The sequence below is a fragment of the Pseudomonas hormoni genome, assembly GCF_018502625.1.
Lineage (GTDB): Bacteria > Pseudomonadota > Gammaproteobacteria > Pseudomonadales > Pseudomonadaceae > Aquipseudomonas > Aquipseudomonas hormoni.
This window is the reverse complement of sequence record NZ_CP075566.1, coordinates 3,636,606-3,653,217: the sequence shown is the minus strand read 5'-3', so window position 1 is coordinate 3,653,217 and position 16,612 is coordinate 3,636,606. Positions and strand designations below refer to the sequence as shown.

The 16,612-nt window shown below is 60.2% G+C and carries 13 protein-coding genes; 10 read left to right on the top strand and 3 right to left on the bottom strand.

Translation table 11 applies throughout. The annotated features are described in order from the left end of the window. Positions 1-53: 53 nt before the first annotated feature. The 7 genes from KJF94_RS17080 (at position 54) to KJF94_RS17050 (ending at position 10,650) form a co-directional block, all read left to right on the top strand. Positions 54-533 (top strand): sigma-70 family RNA polymerase sigma factor, encoded by a 480-nt coding sequence (locus KJF94_RS17080; RefSeq protein WP_214377459.1) that lies wholly within the window; start codon positions 54-56, stop codon positions 531-533. Between the two features lie 130 nt (positions 534-663). Continuing rightward, positions 664-2,001, top strand: coding sequence for a lysine N(6)-hydroxylase/L-ornithine N(5)-oxygenase family protein (locus KJF94_RS17075; RefSeq protein WP_214377458.1), 1,338 nt, complete (start codon positions 664-666; stop codon positions 1,999-2,001). A gap of 527 nt (positions 2,002-2,528) precedes the next feature. Next, positions 2,529-5,231, top strand: coding sequence for a magnesium-translocating P-type ATPase (mgtA, locus tag KJF94_RS17070; RefSeq protein ID WP_214377457.1), 2,703 nt, complete (start codon positions 2,529-2,531; stop codon positions 5,229-5,231). Positions 5,232-5,423: 192 nt separating this feature from the next. Continuing rightward, on the top strand, positions 5,424-6,140 hold the full coding sequence (locus KJF94_RS17065; RefSeq protein ID WP_214377456.1) for an MgtC/SapB family protein: 717 nt from the start codon (positions 5,424-5,426) through the stop codon (positions 6,138-6,140). Positions 6,141-6,263: 123 nt separating this feature from the next. After that, a complete protein-coding gene (locus KJF94_RS17060) occupies positions 6,264-6,677 on the top strand; it encodes an ANTAR domain-containing protein (protein ID WP_214377455.1) in 414 nt (137 codons plus the stop codon). A 109-nt stretch (positions 6,678-6,786) separates the two neighbouring features. After that, a complete protein-coding gene (locus KJF94_RS17055) occupies positions 6,787-7,413 on the top strand; it encodes a response regulator transcription factor (RefSeq protein WP_214377454.1) in 627 nt (208 codons plus the stop codon). After that, on the top strand, positions 7,414-10,650 hold the full coding sequence (locus tag KJF94_RS17050) for a transporter substrate-binding domain-containing protein (RefSeq protein ID WP_214377453.1): 3,237 nt from the start codon (positions 7,414-7,416) through the stop codon (positions 10,648-10,650). A 3-nt stretch (positions 10,651-10,653) separates the two neighbouring features. Here the strand turns inward: KJF94_RS17050 and dkgB are convergent, their stop codons facing one another. From dkgB to KJF94_RS17035, 3 genes are all read right to left on the bottom strand, one after another. After that, positions 10,654-11,457 carry a 2,5-didehydrogluconate reductase DkgB gene (gene dkgB, locus KJF94_RS17045; RefSeq protein ID WP_214377452.1) on the bottom strand — a complete coding sequence of 268 codons (804 nt, stop codon included), beginning with the start codon at positions 11,455-11,457 and terminating at the stop codon, positions 10,654-10,656. A 231-nt stretch (positions 11,458-11,688) separates the two neighbouring features. Further along, entirely contained in the window at positions 11,689-12,228 is a 540-nt protein-coding gene (locus KJF94_RS17040) for a PaaI family thioesterase (RefSeq protein WP_214377451.1), read from the bottom strand. Between the two features lie 96 nt (positions 12,229-12,324). Next, positions 12,325-13,233, bottom strand: a complete 909-nt coding sequence (locus tag KJF94_RS17035; RefSeq protein WP_214377450.1) for a LysR substrate-binding domain-containing protein — start codon at positions 13,231-13,233, stop codon at positions 12,325-12,327. Positions 13,234-13,337: 104 nt separating this feature from the next. On the opposite strand from KJF94_RS17035, the gene KJF94_RS17030 reads away from it, so the two are divergent. From KJF94_RS17030 to KJF94_RS17020, 3 genes are all read left to right on the top strand, one after another. Continuing rightward, positions 13,338-14,204 (top strand): pirin family protein, encoded by an 867-nt coding sequence (locus KJF94_RS17030; protein ID WP_214377449.1) that lies wholly within the window; start codon positions 13,338-13,340, stop codon positions 14,202-14,204. A 126-nt stretch (positions 14,205-14,330) separates the two neighbouring features. Beyond that, positions 14,331-14,957 carry an isochorismate family cysteine hydrolase YcaC gene (ycaC, locus tag KJF94_RS17025; protein WP_008011497.1) on the top strand — a complete coding sequence of 209 codons (627 nt, stop codon included), beginning with the start codon at positions 14,331-14,333 and terminating at the stop codon, positions 14,955-14,957. 170 nt (positions 14,958-15,127) lie between these two features. Next, complete coding sequence (locus KJF94_RS17020) at positions 15,128-16,570, top strand: mechanosensitive ion channel domain-containing protein (RefSeq protein ID WP_214377448.1); 1,443 nt, start codon at positions 15,128-15,130, stop codon at positions 16,568-16,570. The last annotated feature ends 42 nt before the right edge of the window (positions 16,571-16,612 follow it).

The following is a 16,612-nucleotide window of genomic DNA, read 5'->3' as shown; positions in this document are numbered from 1 at the left end:
TCGTTGCGGTGGCTCAAGGAAAGAAACCGCACCCGTGCGGCCGGGAGTCATGGTTGGAAAACTACTATCGCGAGCTGGTGTGTTTCCTCAACGCCAAGCTGGGCAACCGTCAGGTGGCCGAAGATGTGGTGCATGACGCTTATGTGCGGGTCCTGGAACGTTCCAGCGATACGCCGATCGAGCAGCCCCGGGCTTTCCTGTATCGCACCGCGCTCAATCTGGTGATCGACGACCATCGGCGCAATGCCTTGCGTCAGGTCGAGTCGCTGGAGGTGCTCGACAACGAAGAGCGCTACTTCACCCCATCCCCTCACAACTGCCTCGATCACGGCCAGCGCCTGGAGATGCTCCAGCGTGCGTTGGCGGAATTGCCGCGGTTGTGCCGCGAGAGTTTCCTGCTGCGCAAGATCGAAGGGATGTCACACCCGGAGATCGCCGCACATCTGGGCATTTCCCGCGCGTTGGTGGAAAAGCACATCGTCAATGCGATGAAGCATTGCCGGGTGCGGATGCTGCAATGGGACGCCCACTGAGCGTTTGTTGTTAAATTTTATTTCATTGTCCTCGTTCCTACTCAACAGACGACCTGCTGTGCTCCCAAGAATGGCCAGGTCACTTAGGCTTCCTCCCCTTGTTGAGGGGTTCATCCAGAGGACACTGGAAATGACACAGGCAATTGCATCGCCCATCGTTCACGACCTGATCGGCGTCGGTTTCGGCCCTTCGAACCTGGCGCTGGCCATCGCTCTGCAAGAGCGCGGGCCGAGTCAGGGCGAGCTGGATGTTCTGTTTCTCGACAAGCAGGCGGACTATCGCTGGCACGGCAACACCCTGGTGACCCAGAGCGAGTTGCAGATTTCCTTCCTCAAGGACCTGGTGACCCTGCGCAACCCGACCAGCCCCTATTCCTTCGTCAACTACCTCAAGCACCATGGCCGTCTGGTGGACTTCATCAACCTCGGCACCTTCTATCCGTGCCGCATGGAGTACAACGACTACCTGTGCTGGGTCGCCGGGCAGTTTGCCGAACAGAGCCGCTACGGCGAAGAAGTGCTGACCATCGAGCCCGTGTTGCACAACCAGCAGGTCGAAGCGCTGCGTGTGATCTCCCGCGATACCCAGGGCCAGCAACACGTGCGCACCGCCCGTTCGGTGGTGGTGAGTGCCGGTGGCACGCCGCGCATTCCCGAAGCGTTCAAGGCGTTGAAGGATGACGGTCGGGTGTTCCATCACTCGCAGTACCTGGCGCAGATGGCCAAGCAACCGTGCGTGAACAATCATCCGATGAGCATCGCGATCATCGGTGGCGGGCAGAGCGCGGCGGAAGCCTTCATCGATCTGAACGACAGCTTCCCGTCGGTGCAGGTGGACATGATCCTGCGCGGCTCGGCGCTGAAGCCGGCGGACGACAGCCCGTTCGTCAACGAAGTGTTCTCGCCGGAATTCACCGACCTGGTGTTCCAGCAGGCGAGCAGCGAGCGTGAGCGCCTGGTCAACGAGTACCACAACACCAATTATTCGGTGGTGGACATTGACCTGATCGAACGCATCTACGGCATCTTCTATCGCCAGAAAGTCTCGGGCATTGCCCGTCATGCTTTCCGCACCCTGACCACTATCGAAAAAGCCACCGCCACCGAGCGTGGAATCGAACTGGCCGTGCGTAACAACGCGACCGGCGAAGTCACGGTTCGTCATTACGACGCTGTGGTTCTGGCCACCGGGTATGAGCGTCAGATGCACCGCAAGCTGCTGGCGCCGCTGGAGGACTACCTGGGTGATTTCGAAGTGGACCGCAACTACAAACTGATCGCTGACGAGCGCTGCAAGGCCGGCATCTACATGCAGGGCTTCTGCCAGGCGAGCCACGGGTTGAGCGACACCTTGCTGTCGATCCTGCCGATTCGCGCGGATGAGATTGCGGGCTCTTTGTATGAACATGGCAGGAGCCGTGGGCAGGGTCGGTCGGTGATGGACTTGCTGCTAGCGACAGCCAGTTAAGATTTTCGGCGTCTGTAAAACCGCTATCGCCGGCAAGCCGGTCTCGCTCCCACATTTGATCTTTGTCTTACACAAAATTTGTGTTCACTGAAGATCCACTGTGGGAGCGAGCCTGCTCGCGATGGGGCCCTCATTAACTCCACAAATCCTTAATCCTGAACCCTTCCTGAAGAACCCCTCAATTCCCCAACGACTTGCCAATACTTCGTTTACTCTCCACAAATCGGGGCGTAAGCTTCGCGCGTTTTCATCAATAGCGGAGACCCACAGTGGGTACTTGTTCGAGTGACAGTAGTCGGCCGGTTCCAATAACCGGCACATTCTCGGCAAGATAACGCGCAAATTCTTGTGCCGTTGTCTCGCCGAATAGCGAGCAGCGGCATCCCGATCGCGGCCAGTCCTGGTCCGTGTCCCGATGTCCTCTCATCGACGCTGAACCGTGCGTGATGTTCGACTTTTTTTGTCGTCATCGCGGCGTATCGACACGCCTGCTGGAAGGTTTCCCGGCTGACCCTGGGGGAACTGCCATGAACCTGACCCTGCTCAAAGAATTCTTCGCCGGATTCCTGCGCACCCGCCACATCGCCCGACACTTCCGTCGCCTGGCGTTGCTGGAAAATTTCACCGACACCACGGTCAGCCGCGAGGTGCCGCCGACCCTGGCGCAAACTCTGGTGAGCGCCGCCAACAGCGACACCGGCCAACTGCTGGACAACCTCAGCAGCCACACCGACGGCCTGAGCGAAGCCGAAGCCGACGCACTGCGCGTGCAATTCGGCCTCAACGAAGTCGAGCACGAGCAACCGCTGCCATGGTGGATTCACCTGTGGCACTGCTACAAGAATCCGTTCAACCTGCTGCTGACGTTGCTCGCGGCCATCTCCTGGCTGACCGAGGACATGAAAGCCGCCATCGTGATTTTCTCGATGGTGGTGCTCTCGACCTTGCTGCGCTTCTGGCAGGAAACCAAATCCAACCAGGCGGCCGACGCGCTCAAGGCGATGGTCAGCAACACGGCCACGGTGATGCGTCGCGATGCCCTGCGCACCGAAGTGCCGATCAAATTGTTGGTGCCGGGCGATCTGATCGTGCTCTCGGCCGGCGACATGATTCCCGCCGATTGCCGTGTGCTCAACGCCAAAGACCTGTTCGTCAGTCAGGCGGCCATGACCGGCGAATCGATGCCGGTGGAAAAATTCCCTCGCCAGCAGGACAGCGACACGAGCAACCCGCTGGACCTCGACAACATCCTGTTCATGGGCACCAACGTGGTGTCCGGCACGGCGATTGCGGTGATTCTGACCACGGGCAACAGCACCTATTTCGGTGCGCTGGCCCAGCGAGTCGGTGCCACCGACCGCGCGCCGACGTCGTTCCAGACCGGGGTCAACAAAGTCAGCTGGCTGCTGATCCGCTTCATGTTCGTCATGGCGCCGCTGGTGCTGTTCATCAACGGTTTCACCAAGGGCGACTGGACCGAAGCGCTGCTGTTCGCGCTGTCGATTGCCGTGGGCCTGACCCCGGAAATGCTGCCGATGATCGTCACCTCGACCCTGGCCAAGGGCGCGGTATTCCTGTCGCGCAAAAAAGTCATCGTCAAACGCCTCGACGCGATCCAGAACTTCGGCGCCATGGACGTGTTGTGCACTGACAAGACCGGCACCCTGACCCAGGACAAAATTTTTCTGGCGCGCAACGTCGATGTCTGGGGCAACGACTCCGATGACGTGCTTGAAATGGCCTACCTCAACAGCTACTACCAGACCGGCCTGAAAAACCTGCTGGACGTGGCGGTACTCGAACACGTCGATGTCCACCGTGAACTGAAAGTCGGCACGGCGTTTCGCAAGGTCGACGAGATCCCGTTCGACTTCACTCGCCGGCGCATGTCGGTGGTGGTCGCCGAGCGCGATCACTCGCACCTGCTGATCTGCAAAGGCGCGGTGGAAGAGGTGCTGGCGGTGTGCACGCGGGTGCGTCATGGCGTGATCGATGAAGCGCTGACCGATGACCTGCTGGCGCGGATTCGTCAGGTCACCGCTGCATTCAACGCCGAAGGACTGCGGGTGGTGGCGGTCGCCGCGCGGCCAATGATCGAGGGACGCGACACCTATAGCCTGGCGGATGAGCAAGCACTGACGCTGATCGGTTACGTGGCGTTTCTCGACCCACCGAAGGAAAGCACCGCGCCGGCCCTGAAAGCATTGGCCGCTCATGGCGTGGCGGTAAAAGTGCTGACCGGCGACAACGAACTGGTGACCGCGAAGATCTGCCGCGAAGTCGGCCTGGAGCAGCAAGGCTTGCTGATGGGCAACGACATCGAACGCATGACGGACGCGGAACTGGCCGTGGCCGTGGAGACCACCAACGTCTTCGCCAAACTGACGCCGACGCACAAGGAACGCATCGTTCGTCTGCTCAAAGGCAACGGCCATGTAGTCGGGTTCATGGGCGACGGCATCAATGACGCCCCGGCCCTGCGCACCGCCGACATCGGCATTTCGGTGGACAGCGCCGTGGACATCGCCAAGGAAGCGGCGGACATCATCCTGCTGGAGAAAAGCCTGATGGTGCTGGAGGAGGGCGTGCTGGAAGGGCGCCGCACCTTCGCCAACATGCTCAAGTACATCAAGATGACCGCGAGCTCGAACTTCGGCAACGTGTTCTCGGTGCTGGTAGCGAGCGCGTTCATCCCGTTCCTGCCGATGCTGCCGATGCACCTGCTGGTGCAGAACCTGCTCTACGACATTTCGCAGATCGCCATCCCATTCGATAACGTCGATGAAGACATGCTCAAGCAACCCCAGCGCTGGCAACCGGCGGACGTCGGGCGCTTCATGCTGTTCTTTGGCCCGATCAGTTCGATCTTCGACATCACCACGTTTGCCTTGATGTGGTACGTGTTCGACGCCAATACCCCGGACCATCAAACCCTGTTCCAGTCCGGCTGGTTCGTGGTCGGGCTGCTGACGCAGACGCTGATCGTGCACATGATCCGCACGCCGAAGATCCCGTTCCTGCAAAGCCGCGCGGCCATGCCGCTGATGGTGATGACCGGGATCATCATGGCCGTGGGCATCTTCCTGCCGATGGGACCGTTGGCGCACTACTTCAAATTGCAGGCGTTGCCGTCGCTGTATTTCGTGTTCCCGCCGGTGATTCTGCTGGCGTACATGGCGCTGACCCAGGCCGTGAAGGGCTTCTATGTCCGCCGGTTTGGCTGGCAGTAAACCAAACACATTTGCTGTGCCGAAACCCTGTGGCGAGGGAGCTTGCTCCCGCTCGACTGCGCAGCAGTCGCAAACCGGCTGACACGGTCTACCGGAATATCTGCGTTGTCCGGTTTTTTTGGGGCCGCTTCGCAGCCCAGCGGGAGCAAGCTCCCTCGCCACAGGGGTTCTATGTCGTTCAAGGATTTTTCGATGCAAGCACTCAACAACATCAACCTGACCTCGCTGGTCGACACCCTGGTCAGCCTCAGTGCGGCCTTCATCCTCGGTGGCCTGATCGGCTTCGAACGCCAATACCGTCAACGCACGGCCGGCCTGCGCACCAATGTGCTGGTGGCGGTGGGTGCGGCGATTTTCGTCGACATGGCCAACCGCCTCGGCGGTGCCGAAGGGGCGGTGCGGGTGGTTGCCTACGTGGTCTCCGGCATCGGCTTTCTCGGTGCCGGGGTGATCATGCGCGAGGAGGGCAACGTACGAGGCCTCAACACCGCCGCCACCTTGTGGGCCTCGGCGGCCGTCGGTGCCTGCGCCGGTGCCGACCTGGTCCTCGAAGCCTTGCTCGGTACGCTGTTCGTGCTGGCGGCCAATACCTTGCTGCGGCCGATCGTCAATAACATCAACCGTCAGCCGCTGGACGTGATTTCGGCTGAAGTCACCAACATCGTTTACGTGATAGCCCGACGCTCGCAGCAGAAAGCCGTACTGGCGCTGCTTGAGGCGGAACTCGAGCGCTGCAATTACCCGGCGAGCGATGTGGACGTGCACGCATTCGGCACCGAAGAAATCGAGGTGGAAGCGACGCTCGCGACGACCTCGGTGGACGGCGATGAACTGGATGCTCTGGTGGCTCGGATTTCGACGTCGACGCTGGTGGTACAGGCGTTCTGGAGTCCGAGTACGACGGAATAGCGTTGATTCCCCTCTGACAACGGACGGGATGCCCTGGTTTTTAGGAATAGTCCTACAGAAAACTCGTTGGCTCTTCCGTAGCCTTGCGGCCTCACGAATCTGAAACCCTTCTGGGGGCCCCGGTTGCCGAACAAAGCGTTGCGAATCCTGATTGCCGACCAGCAGCATTGCCAGCGGATGAGAATCGAGCGCCTGTTCAACCGGCTCGATTACTACCGCGTGGCGCCGGTGCAGGACCTTGCGGAATTGCTGACGCTGGTCGAGTACGGGAGCGAGCCTTTTGATCTGGTGGTCATCAATGCCTCGCTGGCGGGTGAAGAGCTCGACCTGCCCGAATTCTTCCTCGATAACCCACAGGTTCATCACGCATTGATCTATGACGGCGAGCAGGTGAAGTTGCCATTGATCCCTGCCTGCAGGCAGCAGGAGGTTCAGGTGAACCTCGCCACGCTGCCTGATCTGGCGTGCATTCAGCGGTTGATGGCAAGGGTTGATCCTCGATTGCCGTTCGTCGGCACTGTCATTTCTGTCAGGTAGTTTTGCGCTGTTTTCCGTGCAAGAGTCTTCGCGCAACTGCTGCGTTAATCCGGGTTCGGCCCATGGACATTCTTTGTCCCCTCGTCGTGTATTTGCACAGGGAGTTGCCATGAAGTCAGCGCTGATAGCGGACGACCATCCGGTGGTTCGCGCAGCCGTCAAAATCCTGCTTAAACAGTTAGGGTTTCAATCGATTTACGAGCTGTCCAGCGGCAACGAGGTCTTTTCGGCGATCCGTGAGCATCAACCTGATCTGGTGCTGCTGGATCTGATGATGCCCCGTCTCGGCGGGCTGGAAGTACTGGCCCGCATCCAGGCCAGTGATGAGCGATGCCGGGTGCTGGTTTTCACCGGCCAGGACCCCCGGTTTTATCAGGACCGCTGCATGCGTGCCGGCGCCGTGGCGTATGTTTCCAAGTCCAACGATTTGCAGCATTTGCACGATGCAGTGCTTGCGGTGATGGCCGGTTACACCTATTTCGCCGAGCTGTCGTCGAGTTCGGTGGCGCTGAGCACGATGCAACGCAGCGAGAAGGAGATGATCGACAAGCTCTCCGACCGAGAACTGACCATCTTTCTGTACCTGGCCAAGGGGTTGGGCAACAAGGAAATCGCCGACCTCATGAACCTGAGCCCCAAGACCACCAGCACCTACAAGACCCGGCTGTTAGAAAAACTCAACGTTGAATCCAATGTACACCTGAGTGAACTCGCCAAACGCAATCATCTGATCTGAATGAAGACCTTCCGACGTTCGCGTAGCCTGCTACTCCTCGCACTGCTGGGCTGTCTATGGATATCCAGCGTCTACGCAAAGCCGCAAACCCTGAAATTACTGGGACGCTCCAGCGTCGACGACTACGACGTCAAACTGTCAGATGCCGATTCGCGCCTGCTGCGGCAAAAGGGCCGGTTGGTGTTGGCCATCTCGGCGCCGGATTACCCGCCCTTCGACATCACCACCACCGGCACGGACTATGAAGGGTTGACGGCTGACGTTGCAGGGTTGCTCAAACAGCTGTTGCACGTGGAGATCGACGTTCACCGCTATGCGACGCGGGACGATGCGGTGCGGGCGATCAAGGAAGGCAAGGCTGATTTGCTGGGAACAGCCAATCGTTACGAGGTCGAGGACCCACAGTTGCGGATGTCCGCTGCCTATGCGGACGATCAACCCGTCGTGCTGACCCGCACGGATTCGACTGCGCCGCTTGACCCCGATCTGGCCAATAAACGGCTGGCGATGCTGTACCACTATTTGCCCGAGCAGCAAGTGCGGGCGTTTTATCCCAAGGCGAATGTCGAGCTGTATCCCTCGACGCTTGAGGCGGTGGGGGCCGTGGCGTTCCGTCAGGCGGACGCTGTCCTCAGCGATGCCATCAGCGCCCACTACCTGATCAGCAAAAACTACCTCAACAATGTTCAACTGGCCGATTTTGCGCTTCTGGAGTCCGGGCGTTTCGCGTTCGCGATGAGCAGCGACAGTCATCAGCTGCAACGCATCGTCAACCGGGCGCTGGCGGCGATTCCGACCAATGAACGGATGAACATCCTGCGCCGATGGGGCGGCAGCGGGACCTCCATCGCAGGCACTCAGGCCCCGCTCTTCAGCGTCATCGAGCAACGCTGGCTCGACGATCATCCGCGCGTACGAGTAGCGATCAACGAAAACCTCATGCCGATTTCATTCATCGACAGTGAGGGCAAGTACCGGGGCATCAGCATTGATGTGCTGGCGAAAATCAGCCTGCGCACCGGCTTGAAGTTTGACATTCAACCCACCCGGTCAGTGGCTGAAATACTGGAATGGATCAGGACCGGGCAGGTCGATCTGGTCGCCGGGATCAGCCCCAGCATCGAACGTGAAATCGAACTGCGCTTCACCCGACCGTTTTTGACCAGCCCTAATGTGCTGGTGACGCGTATCGCGCCGGGCAATCCCCGAACACTGGATGACATGGCGGGAAAAACGCTGGCCATCACCCAGGGCAACAGTGCCGGTGAATTCATTCGTCAGCACTTTCCGCGGATTGAACTGGTCAATGCGCCATTGACGGCGCAAGCGATGGAAATGGTGGCCCAAGGCAAGGCGGACGGCGGCATCAACTCGCTGATCGGCGCCAGGGTCATGATTTCCCGGCAGTATCGGGACCGGCTGCAAGTGACCAGCACCGTCGGCACCGACCCGGCCCGCAGCACCCTGGCGACCGGTCGCGAGGCGGTGGTGCTGCATTCGATTCTGGACAAGGCGCTGCTCAGCATTCCACTCGAAGAAATCGATGCAATGACTAGCAACTGGAGCAATGACCTGATGGTCGAGCCAAGCTTCTGGCTGGGTCACCGTCAGGATATTTTCCAGGCCTTTGCCGCCGCCGGCGCCTTATTGTTGCTGGCACTGGCGTGGATTGCCTGGCAGCGCCGGCAGATTCGTCTGCGTCAACAGTTGCTCAGTCAGTTGCAGGAGGCCAAGGACGCCGCGGACGATGCCAATCGTGCGAAAACCACGTTTCTGGCCACGATGAGCCATGAAATCCGCACGCCGATGAATGCGCTTCTTGGCATGCTCGAGTTGGCGCTGAAGCGGGCGGATGAAGGCGTTATCGACCGTCCGGCCATCGAAGTGGCGTCCAGTGCCGGCCAACAATTGCTGGCGTTGATTGGCGACATTCTGGACATCGCCCGTATTGAATCGGGGCATTTGTCCCTGACACCGGAACGGGCCAATTTGCGTACGCTGGTCGAATCGTTGTGCCGGGTGTTCGAAGGCCTGGCGCGGCAGAAGAATCTGGAATGGCGCGTGGATCTGGATAAGCGCAGCGACTGCGACGTGCTGATCGACCCCACTCGATTCAAGCAGGTGCTGTCCAATCTTCTGAGTAACGCAATCAAGTTTACCCGTGAAGGCGAAGTGAGCCTGTCACTGCGGGTCGAACCTGGCGTGGCGGGGCATCTGGTGGTGAGCATACGCATTGCAGACACTGGCATTGGCATCAGCGCACTCGATCAGCAGCGACTGTTCAGTTCGTTCGTGCAGGCCGGTAACAATCCGCATTCAGGCCGGCAAGGTTCCGGGCTGGGGTTGGTGATCAGCCGGACTTTGTGCGAAATGATGGGCGGCCGGTTGCTCCTCGAAAGCACACTTGGACGTGGTACGCGGATCGATGTCTGCCTTGAACTGCCCGTGTTGCCTGCGCTGCCCTCCTGCGATGCGCCCGAAGAAGAAGGGCTGCCGCAGACGCGTCAGCTGAAGATTCTGGTGGTCGACGATTACCCGGCCAACCGTCTGTTGATGTCCCGGCAGTTAGGCTATCTGGGGCACAGCGTGATGGTCGCCGAGGAGGGGCGGCAAGGATTCGAAAGCTGGCGTGCATACGAATTCGATGCGGTCATGACCGATTGCAACATGCCGGTGCTCAACGGGTATGAATTGACGGGTGCGATACGCGATGAAGAGCGTGCGCAGGGATTGCCGCCAACGCTGATTCTGGGGTTGACCGCCAATGCGCAACCCGATGAGAAGGCCCGTTGCCTGGAGGCGGGCATGGACGACTGCCTGTTCAAACCGATCGGCCTGCCGGATCTGAGTGCCTGGTTGGCCTCCAGGTTTGCAGGTGAACCCGTGCCGGTTATCGAAGCATCTGAAACCCCCGAGATCGATCTGAGTGGCCTGCTGCAATACGTCGGTGACGACCATGAATTGATCACGCAATTGCTACGCGATGTGGTCAAGACCAATCGCACTGATCGGGATGAGCTGCTCGAGGCGCATGCGAGCGGCGAGCAGCAGGTGCTTCGCACGCTCGCACACCGTATCAAGGGCGGGGCGTTGATGGTTCGGGCGGTCAGCCTGATCGAGTGTTGCGAGGTCCTGGAGCGTGCCTGCAGTGAGGGTCATGCGGCGCAGATCGACGCCGCGGTTGAACAGTTGCAGCAGGCCATGACGCGGCTGGACCAGAGCCTGGCGCAGGGTTGACGTTCAATCCCAGTTCGGCGCGATGCCTTTGGGGCTGGTCAGGCGCTGGCCGCGATCAAGACCGGCGATCAGCGCCATGTCGGCGTCGCTCAGGGTCAGGGCGCAGGCTTTCAGATTGCTTTGCAGGTTGGCGCGTTTGGTGGATGAAGGAATTACCGCGTAACCGAGTTGCATCGCCCAGGCCAGCGTCACTTGCGCAGGCGTTGCTTGCAGGCGATCGGCGATCTGCTGGATGACCGGGTCTTTCAGCACTTCGCCGTAAGCCAGGGTCATGTAGGACGTGATCTGGATGCCCTGGCTCTGCGCGAACTCGACGACCTTGCGGTTTTGCAGGTACGGGTGCAGTTCGATCTGATTGGTAGCGATGTGCTCGGCACCGACGGCGGCAATCGCCTGTTTCATCAAGTCGACGGTGAAGTTGGAAACGCCGATCTGGCGGGTCAGACCGAGCTGTTTGGCTTCGAGCAGGGCGCCCATGAATTCTTCGACTGGCACCTGGTCTTCCGGCGATGGCCAGTGGATCAGGGTCAGGTCCAGGTAGTCGGTTTGCAGTTTGCTCAGGCTTTCCTTGAGGCTGTCGATCAAGCGGTCTTTGGCGAAGTTGGCGACCCAGATCTTGCTGGTGATGAACAGCGCGTCACGGGCGATGCCGCTGGCTGCGATGGCCTCGCCGACCTCGGCTTCGTTCTCGTAGATCTGTGCGGTATCGATGACTCGATAGCCCAGCTCCAGGCCGGTGCTCACCGAATCGATGACCACCTGGCCTTGCAAGCGAAACGTACCAAGACCGAATGCGGGAATAGACATCAATGACTCCAGGGTTTGCAGTGGGAATGGGCACGAGTATCCGCGTCCGCATCCTTGAGAAAAACCGCTGGTGGGGCAAAGCAATGTTTACGGTAAGTCATGAATCGTAAGGGAGGAGGATTAGCGGTGTTGCAGCGGACGCCTTCGCGGGCAAGCCTCGCTCCTACAGGAACAATGTGCCTTTTGTAGGAGCGAGGCTTGCCCGCGAAAGCTGCAACTCGGTTTAACGACTTACCCCCGCGCCTCAAGAATCATGCAAGTCGTCGACCCCGTCGCATACAACCGGCCATCCACATCATAAATCCGCCCCTCGGCCAGCGCCGTCGAGCGTCCCAGATGGACAATCTTGCCCTCGGCCCGCACCGGTCCACTGGCGCCGGTCAACGCACGAACATAACTGATGCGCAGATCCAGCGTCGTATACCCCTGGCCTTTTTTCAGCTGCGTGTGAATGGCGCACCCCATGCACGAATCCAGCAAGGTCGCCGCATAGCCGCCATGCACACTGCCCAGCGGGTTGTAATGCCGCGAATCCGGTGTGCCCTGAAAGACGAACAGCCCGGCCGACCATTCGATGGGGATGAAATCCATCAGCGTGCCAATGGGCGGCGAGGGCAGTTCACCGTTACCGATGCCGTCGAAGAATTCGCTGGGCGACAGCGCGCTGACCTCGGCCATCGACAGACTGCCCGGGCCGGCCAGCCGTGCGCGCATGGCGTCTTCCTGGGCAATCCATTGAGCGAGGGTGGCTTCTCGGTTGGGGCTTTGCATGATCATGTCCTCGAGCGGGCGCGGATATTATGGTTGTAATCTGCGTTGATATTATGTCCGAAATAAAAACTCCGCCAGCCCCGCATGTCCAGTCCTTCACGCAATATCGCTGTGACTGAATTCCTCCCCCAGAAAGTCGATCAACGCCCGCACTGACGGCAGTAGTCCACGACGCGACGGGAAGATCGCGTGGACGATCCCGCACTTGGGCGCCCACCCCGGCACCAGTTCCACCAGGCGTCCGGCGGCGATGTCATCGCGCACCACCACGCTGGGCAGGTGCGCGACGCCGATACCCGCGAGTACTGCGTGACGCAAGGCCAGCAGGTCATCGGTGACCATGCGCGGCGCGTGCCGAATCAGCGCACTGGCGCCGTCCGCGCCGAACAACTCCCACTGATATTCACGCTGCGCCGCGCCCCAGTGCACGCTCGGCAAACCGCTGAGGTCGGCCGGAGAGGCGGGTGACGACAGTCGTTCGGCGAACGCCGGGCTGCCCACCAGGCATTGGGTGCTGTTGCCCAGCACCTTCATCACCATGTCGGTGTTTTCCAGCGGCGGAAAGCGAACGCGCAGGGCAATGTCGAAACCTTCGTGAATCAGGTCGACCCGGCGGTTGGTGCTCTCGATGAATAACTCCACCAGCGGGTACTTGAGCATGTAGCGGGTCAGCATCGGGCCGACCCAGGAATTGAGCAGTGCGGTGGGGCAACTGATGCGCACCAGGCCCTGGGGCTCGGAGCGGTTGCGTTCGATCAGTTCGGCGGCGCTTTCCGCCTCGACGCGCATGGCCAGGCAGCGCTGGTAATAGGCCTGGCCAATTTCCGTCAGCGAACAATGCCGACTGGTGCGATGCAGCAAACGCACACCGAGGCGCTCTTCGAGTTCGGCGATGCGCCGGCTGAGCTTCGATTTGGGCATGTCCAGTGCCCGCCCGGCCGCGGCGAAACCCTGATGTTCCACCACTTGGGTGAAGTAGTAGAGGGTGTTGAGGTCTTCCACCATCGTTCTCCATATAGAACGCTAAGGCTGATTTTTGCAGTCTAGCGCACCAAAGGGTTCGGTTTTAAGCTTTGTTCATCGCGTCAAACCACAGATTTGGAGGCAGCATGAAAAACATCATCGGCATCTACACCAGCCCACGGACCCATTGGGTTGGCGACGGTTTTCCGGTTCGTACGCTGTTTTCCTACGACAACCTGGGCAAACACATCAGCCCGTTTTTGCTGCTCGATCACGCCGGTCCCGCTGAATTCACGCCGACCACCGAGCGTCGTGGCGTTGGTCAGCATCCGCACCGCGGTTTTGAAACCGTGACTATCGTTTACAAGGGCGAACTGGAGCACCGCGACTCCACCGGCAGCGGCGGCAAGATCGGCCCGGGCGATGTGCAATGGATGACCGCCGCCTCGGGAATTCTCCACGAAGAATTCCACTCCGAAGGCTTCGCCAAAACCGGCGGCACCCTCGAAATGGTGCAGCTGTGGGTCAACCTGCCAGCCAGGGACAAAATGGCCGATGCCGGTTACCAGACGATTCTCGACGGCGACATCCCAAGCATCCCGCTCAAGGACAAGGCCGGCAGCCTGCGCCTGATCGCCGGCGAGTTCGACGGCCACACCGGTCCTGCGCGGACATTCACCCCGGTCGACGTCTGGGACCTGCGCCTCAACGGCGGCAAGTTGCTGACCCTCGATCTGCATGAAGGTCGCAACACCGCGTTGGTCGTGCTGCGCGGCACGGTTCAGGTCAACGGCCTGGAGCTGGTGCGCGAAGGGCAGTTGGCGTTGTTCGAACGCAATGGTAACCAGATCAATCTGGAAGCCAATAACGACGCAGTGGTGTTGCTGCTCAGCGGCGAGCCGATCGACGAACCGATCGTCGGCCATGGCCCGTTCGTGATGAACAGCGAGCAGGAAATTCACCAGGCTTTTGCTGACTTCCAGTCCGGCCGGTTTGGCCAGATGCACGGTTGAAACACGGATATACGGTTACACCGCGCCAGGCATGACTGACTACGCTTGTCTGGCCGCGTTTGAACGATCAATCAAAACACCTGTTCGCCGAACTGTTCGGCATCGACTAAAAGCGAGGATGACCCCATGACTACTTCTTACAAACGTCTCGACAAGGATAACGCCGCCGTTCTGTTGGTGGATCATCAGGCGGGCCTGCTGTCTCTGGTGCGGGACATCGATCCGGACCGTTTCAAGAACAACGTGCTGGCCCTGGCTGACCTGGCCAAGTACTTCAAGTTGCCGACCATCCTCACCACCAGTTTCGAAACCGGCCCCAACGGTCCGCTGGTGCCTGAACTAAAAGCGCTGTTCCCGGACGCGCCTTACATTGCTCGCCCTGGCCAGATCAATGCCTGGGACAACGAAGATTTCGTCAAGGCGATCAAGGCCACCGGCAAGAAACAACTGATCATCGCCGGGGTGGTGACCGAGGTGTGCGTGGCATTCCCGGCGCTGTCGGCCCTGGCTGAAGGCTTTGAGGTGTTCGTGGTGACCGACGCTTCCGGTACGTTCAACGAGTTGACCCGCCAATCGGCCTGGGACCGCATGTCGTCGTCCGGCGCGCAACTGATGACCTGGTTCGGCCTGGCCTGTGAGCTGCATCGCGACTGGCGCAACGACGTGGAAGGCCTGGCGACCCTGTTCTCCAACCACATCCCGGACTACCGCAATTTGATGACCAGCTACAACACGCTGACCAACAGCAAATAACCCGATCTCCTGTGGGAGCGAGCCTGCTCGCGATGACGGTACGACAGTCAACTTTGCAGTGACTGTCAGACCGCTATCGCGAGCAGGCTCGCTCCCACATGTTTTGTGTTGTTCTCAGGCCCGCGTTTGCTCCTACACTGTGCCCATCCGTACATGGCTGGAGTCGCTCGATGCTGTCACTGCTCACCAATCACCCGTTGATCTGCGCGCTGATCCTGATCCTGATCGACCTGGGATTGTGGCGCCTGATCAGCGCCGGTGGCAGCAACTGGAAACTGGTGGTGCGGCTGGTGATTTTCGCGCTGTTCAGCATGCTGCTGTTCAACGAGGGCTTGAATCCGCTGGAGCCCGCGCCCTGGGCCGACAATGTGCCGCTGCACCTGGCGGCGACCGGTTTGCAGATTGGCTGGTGGCTGTTCGGTGCACGAACCCTGACGGTGCTGATCGGCGCGGTGATGATGCAGCGGGTCGGGCATACCGGGCGCTTGCTCCAGGATTTGCTCGGCGCGGTGATTTTCCTGATCGCGATCATCGCAGCGCTGGCCTACGTGCTCGATCTGCCGGTCAAAGGCGTGCTGGCCACCTCCGGTGCGTTGGCGATCATCGTCGGCCTGGCGTTGCAAAGCACCCTCAGCGATGTGTTCTCCGGGATCGTCCTCAACACCACCAAACCCTACCAACTGGATGACTGGATCTCCATCGACGGCACCGAAGGCCGGGTCACCGATATCGATTGGCGCGCCACGCGCCTGCAAACCGCCCAGGGCAGCATGGCGGTGATTCCCAACTCGCTGGCGGCGAAAGCCAAGATCGTCAACTTCAGCCGACCGAGCGACATGTTCGGCGTGTCGATCAGCCTTCAACTCAGCCCGCACGCACGGCCGCAGACGGTGATCGATGCGCTGGAACGGGCGATGGAAGGTTGCCGTTATCTGCTCGGCAAACCGGCGCCGAGCGTTTCACTGAAAGGTTCAAGTGCCACCGGCGTGGAATACGAAATCAGTGGCTTCGTGGTCTCGATGGATCAGAAACGCATGGTGCGCAATCTGCTGTTCGACCTCGCGTTCCGGCACTTGCAGGCGTCGGGCGTGAGCCTGTTGTCCAGCGTCGAATCGAATGCTCCGGCGGGTCTGTCACGTCCGCGGGCGTTGCTGGAAAGCTCGGCGATTTTCTCGACCCTGCGCCAGGAAGAGAAAGAAACCTTCAGCCAGCACATGACCCTGCAAACCTTCCGTCCCGGGGAAGTGATCCTGCCGGCGGGGGAGGTCAGCGATCATTTGTTCATCATCGAATCCGGCGTGGTGTCGGTGGCGCTGAGCCGCGCCGGGGTCAAGTTCGAATCCGGCCGCATGGGGCCGGGTGAGGTGATCGGCGAGGGTGGGATCCTGTCGGACACCGCGCTGCCGGCGGACTTCACCGCCAAGACGGCCTGCAGCTTGTACCGGATCGAGAAGGACTACCTCAAACCGTGCCTGGATGCGCGGCATGACATCGGTGAAGCGATGAAGGCGCTGCTGGATTTCCGCTTGCACAAGGCGCAGACGTTGACCCAGGAAGCGCCGAAGGTGGTGGCGAAGAAGGGATTTTTGCAGTGGCTGCGGAGTCGGGCCTAAGGGGTGTGTTGAATGGCCGCTGCGCGGATCGCGGGCAATATC

Excerpts from the sequence above, each read along its gene's own strand:
- KJF94_RS17035 (WP_214377450.1), bottom strand. The coding sequence starts at position 13,233 with ATGGTGGAAGACCTCAACACCCTCTACTACTTCACCCAAGTGGTGGAA.
- KJF94_RS17065 (WP_214377456.1), top strand. The coding sequence starts at position 5,424 with ATGCAAGCACTCAACAACATCAACCTGACCTCGCTGGTCGACACCCTG.
- mgtA (WP_214377457.1), top strand. The coding sequence starts at position 2,529 with ATGAACCTGACCCTGCTCAAAGAATTCTTCGCCGGATTCCTGCGCACC.
- KJF94_RS17075 (WP_214377458.1), top strand. The coding sequence starts at position 664 with ATGACACAGGCAATTGCATCGCCCATCGTTCACGACCTGATCGGCGTC.
- KJF94_RS17055 (WP_214377454.1), top strand. The coding sequence starts at position 6,787 with ATGAAGTCAGCGCTGATAGCGGACGACCATCCGGTGGTTCGCGCAGCC.
- KJF94_RS17030 (WP_214377449.1), top strand. The coding sequence starts at position 13,338 with ATGAAAAACATCATCGGCATCTACACCAGCCCACGGACCCATTGGGTT.
- KJF94_RS17050 (WP_214377453.1), top strand. The coding sequence starts at position 7,414 with ATGAAGACCTTCCGACGTTCGCGTAGCCTGCTACTCCTCGCACTGCTG.
- dkgB (WP_214377452.1), bottom strand. The coding sequence starts at position 11,457 with ATGTCTATTCCCGCATTCGGTCTTGGTACGTTTCGCTTGCAAGGCCAG.
- ycaC (WP_008011497.1), top strand. The coding sequence starts at position 14,331 with ATGACTACTTCTTACAAACGTCTCGACAAGGATAACGCCGCCGTTCTG.
- KJF94_RS17020 (WP_214377448.1), top strand. The coding sequence starts at position 15,128 with ATGCTGTCACTGCTCACCAATCACCCGTTGATCTGCGCGCTGATCCTG.
- KJF94_RS17040 (WP_214377451.1), bottom strand. The coding sequence starts at position 12,228 with ATGCAAAGCCCCAACCGAGAAGCCACCCTCGCTCAATGGATTGCCCAG.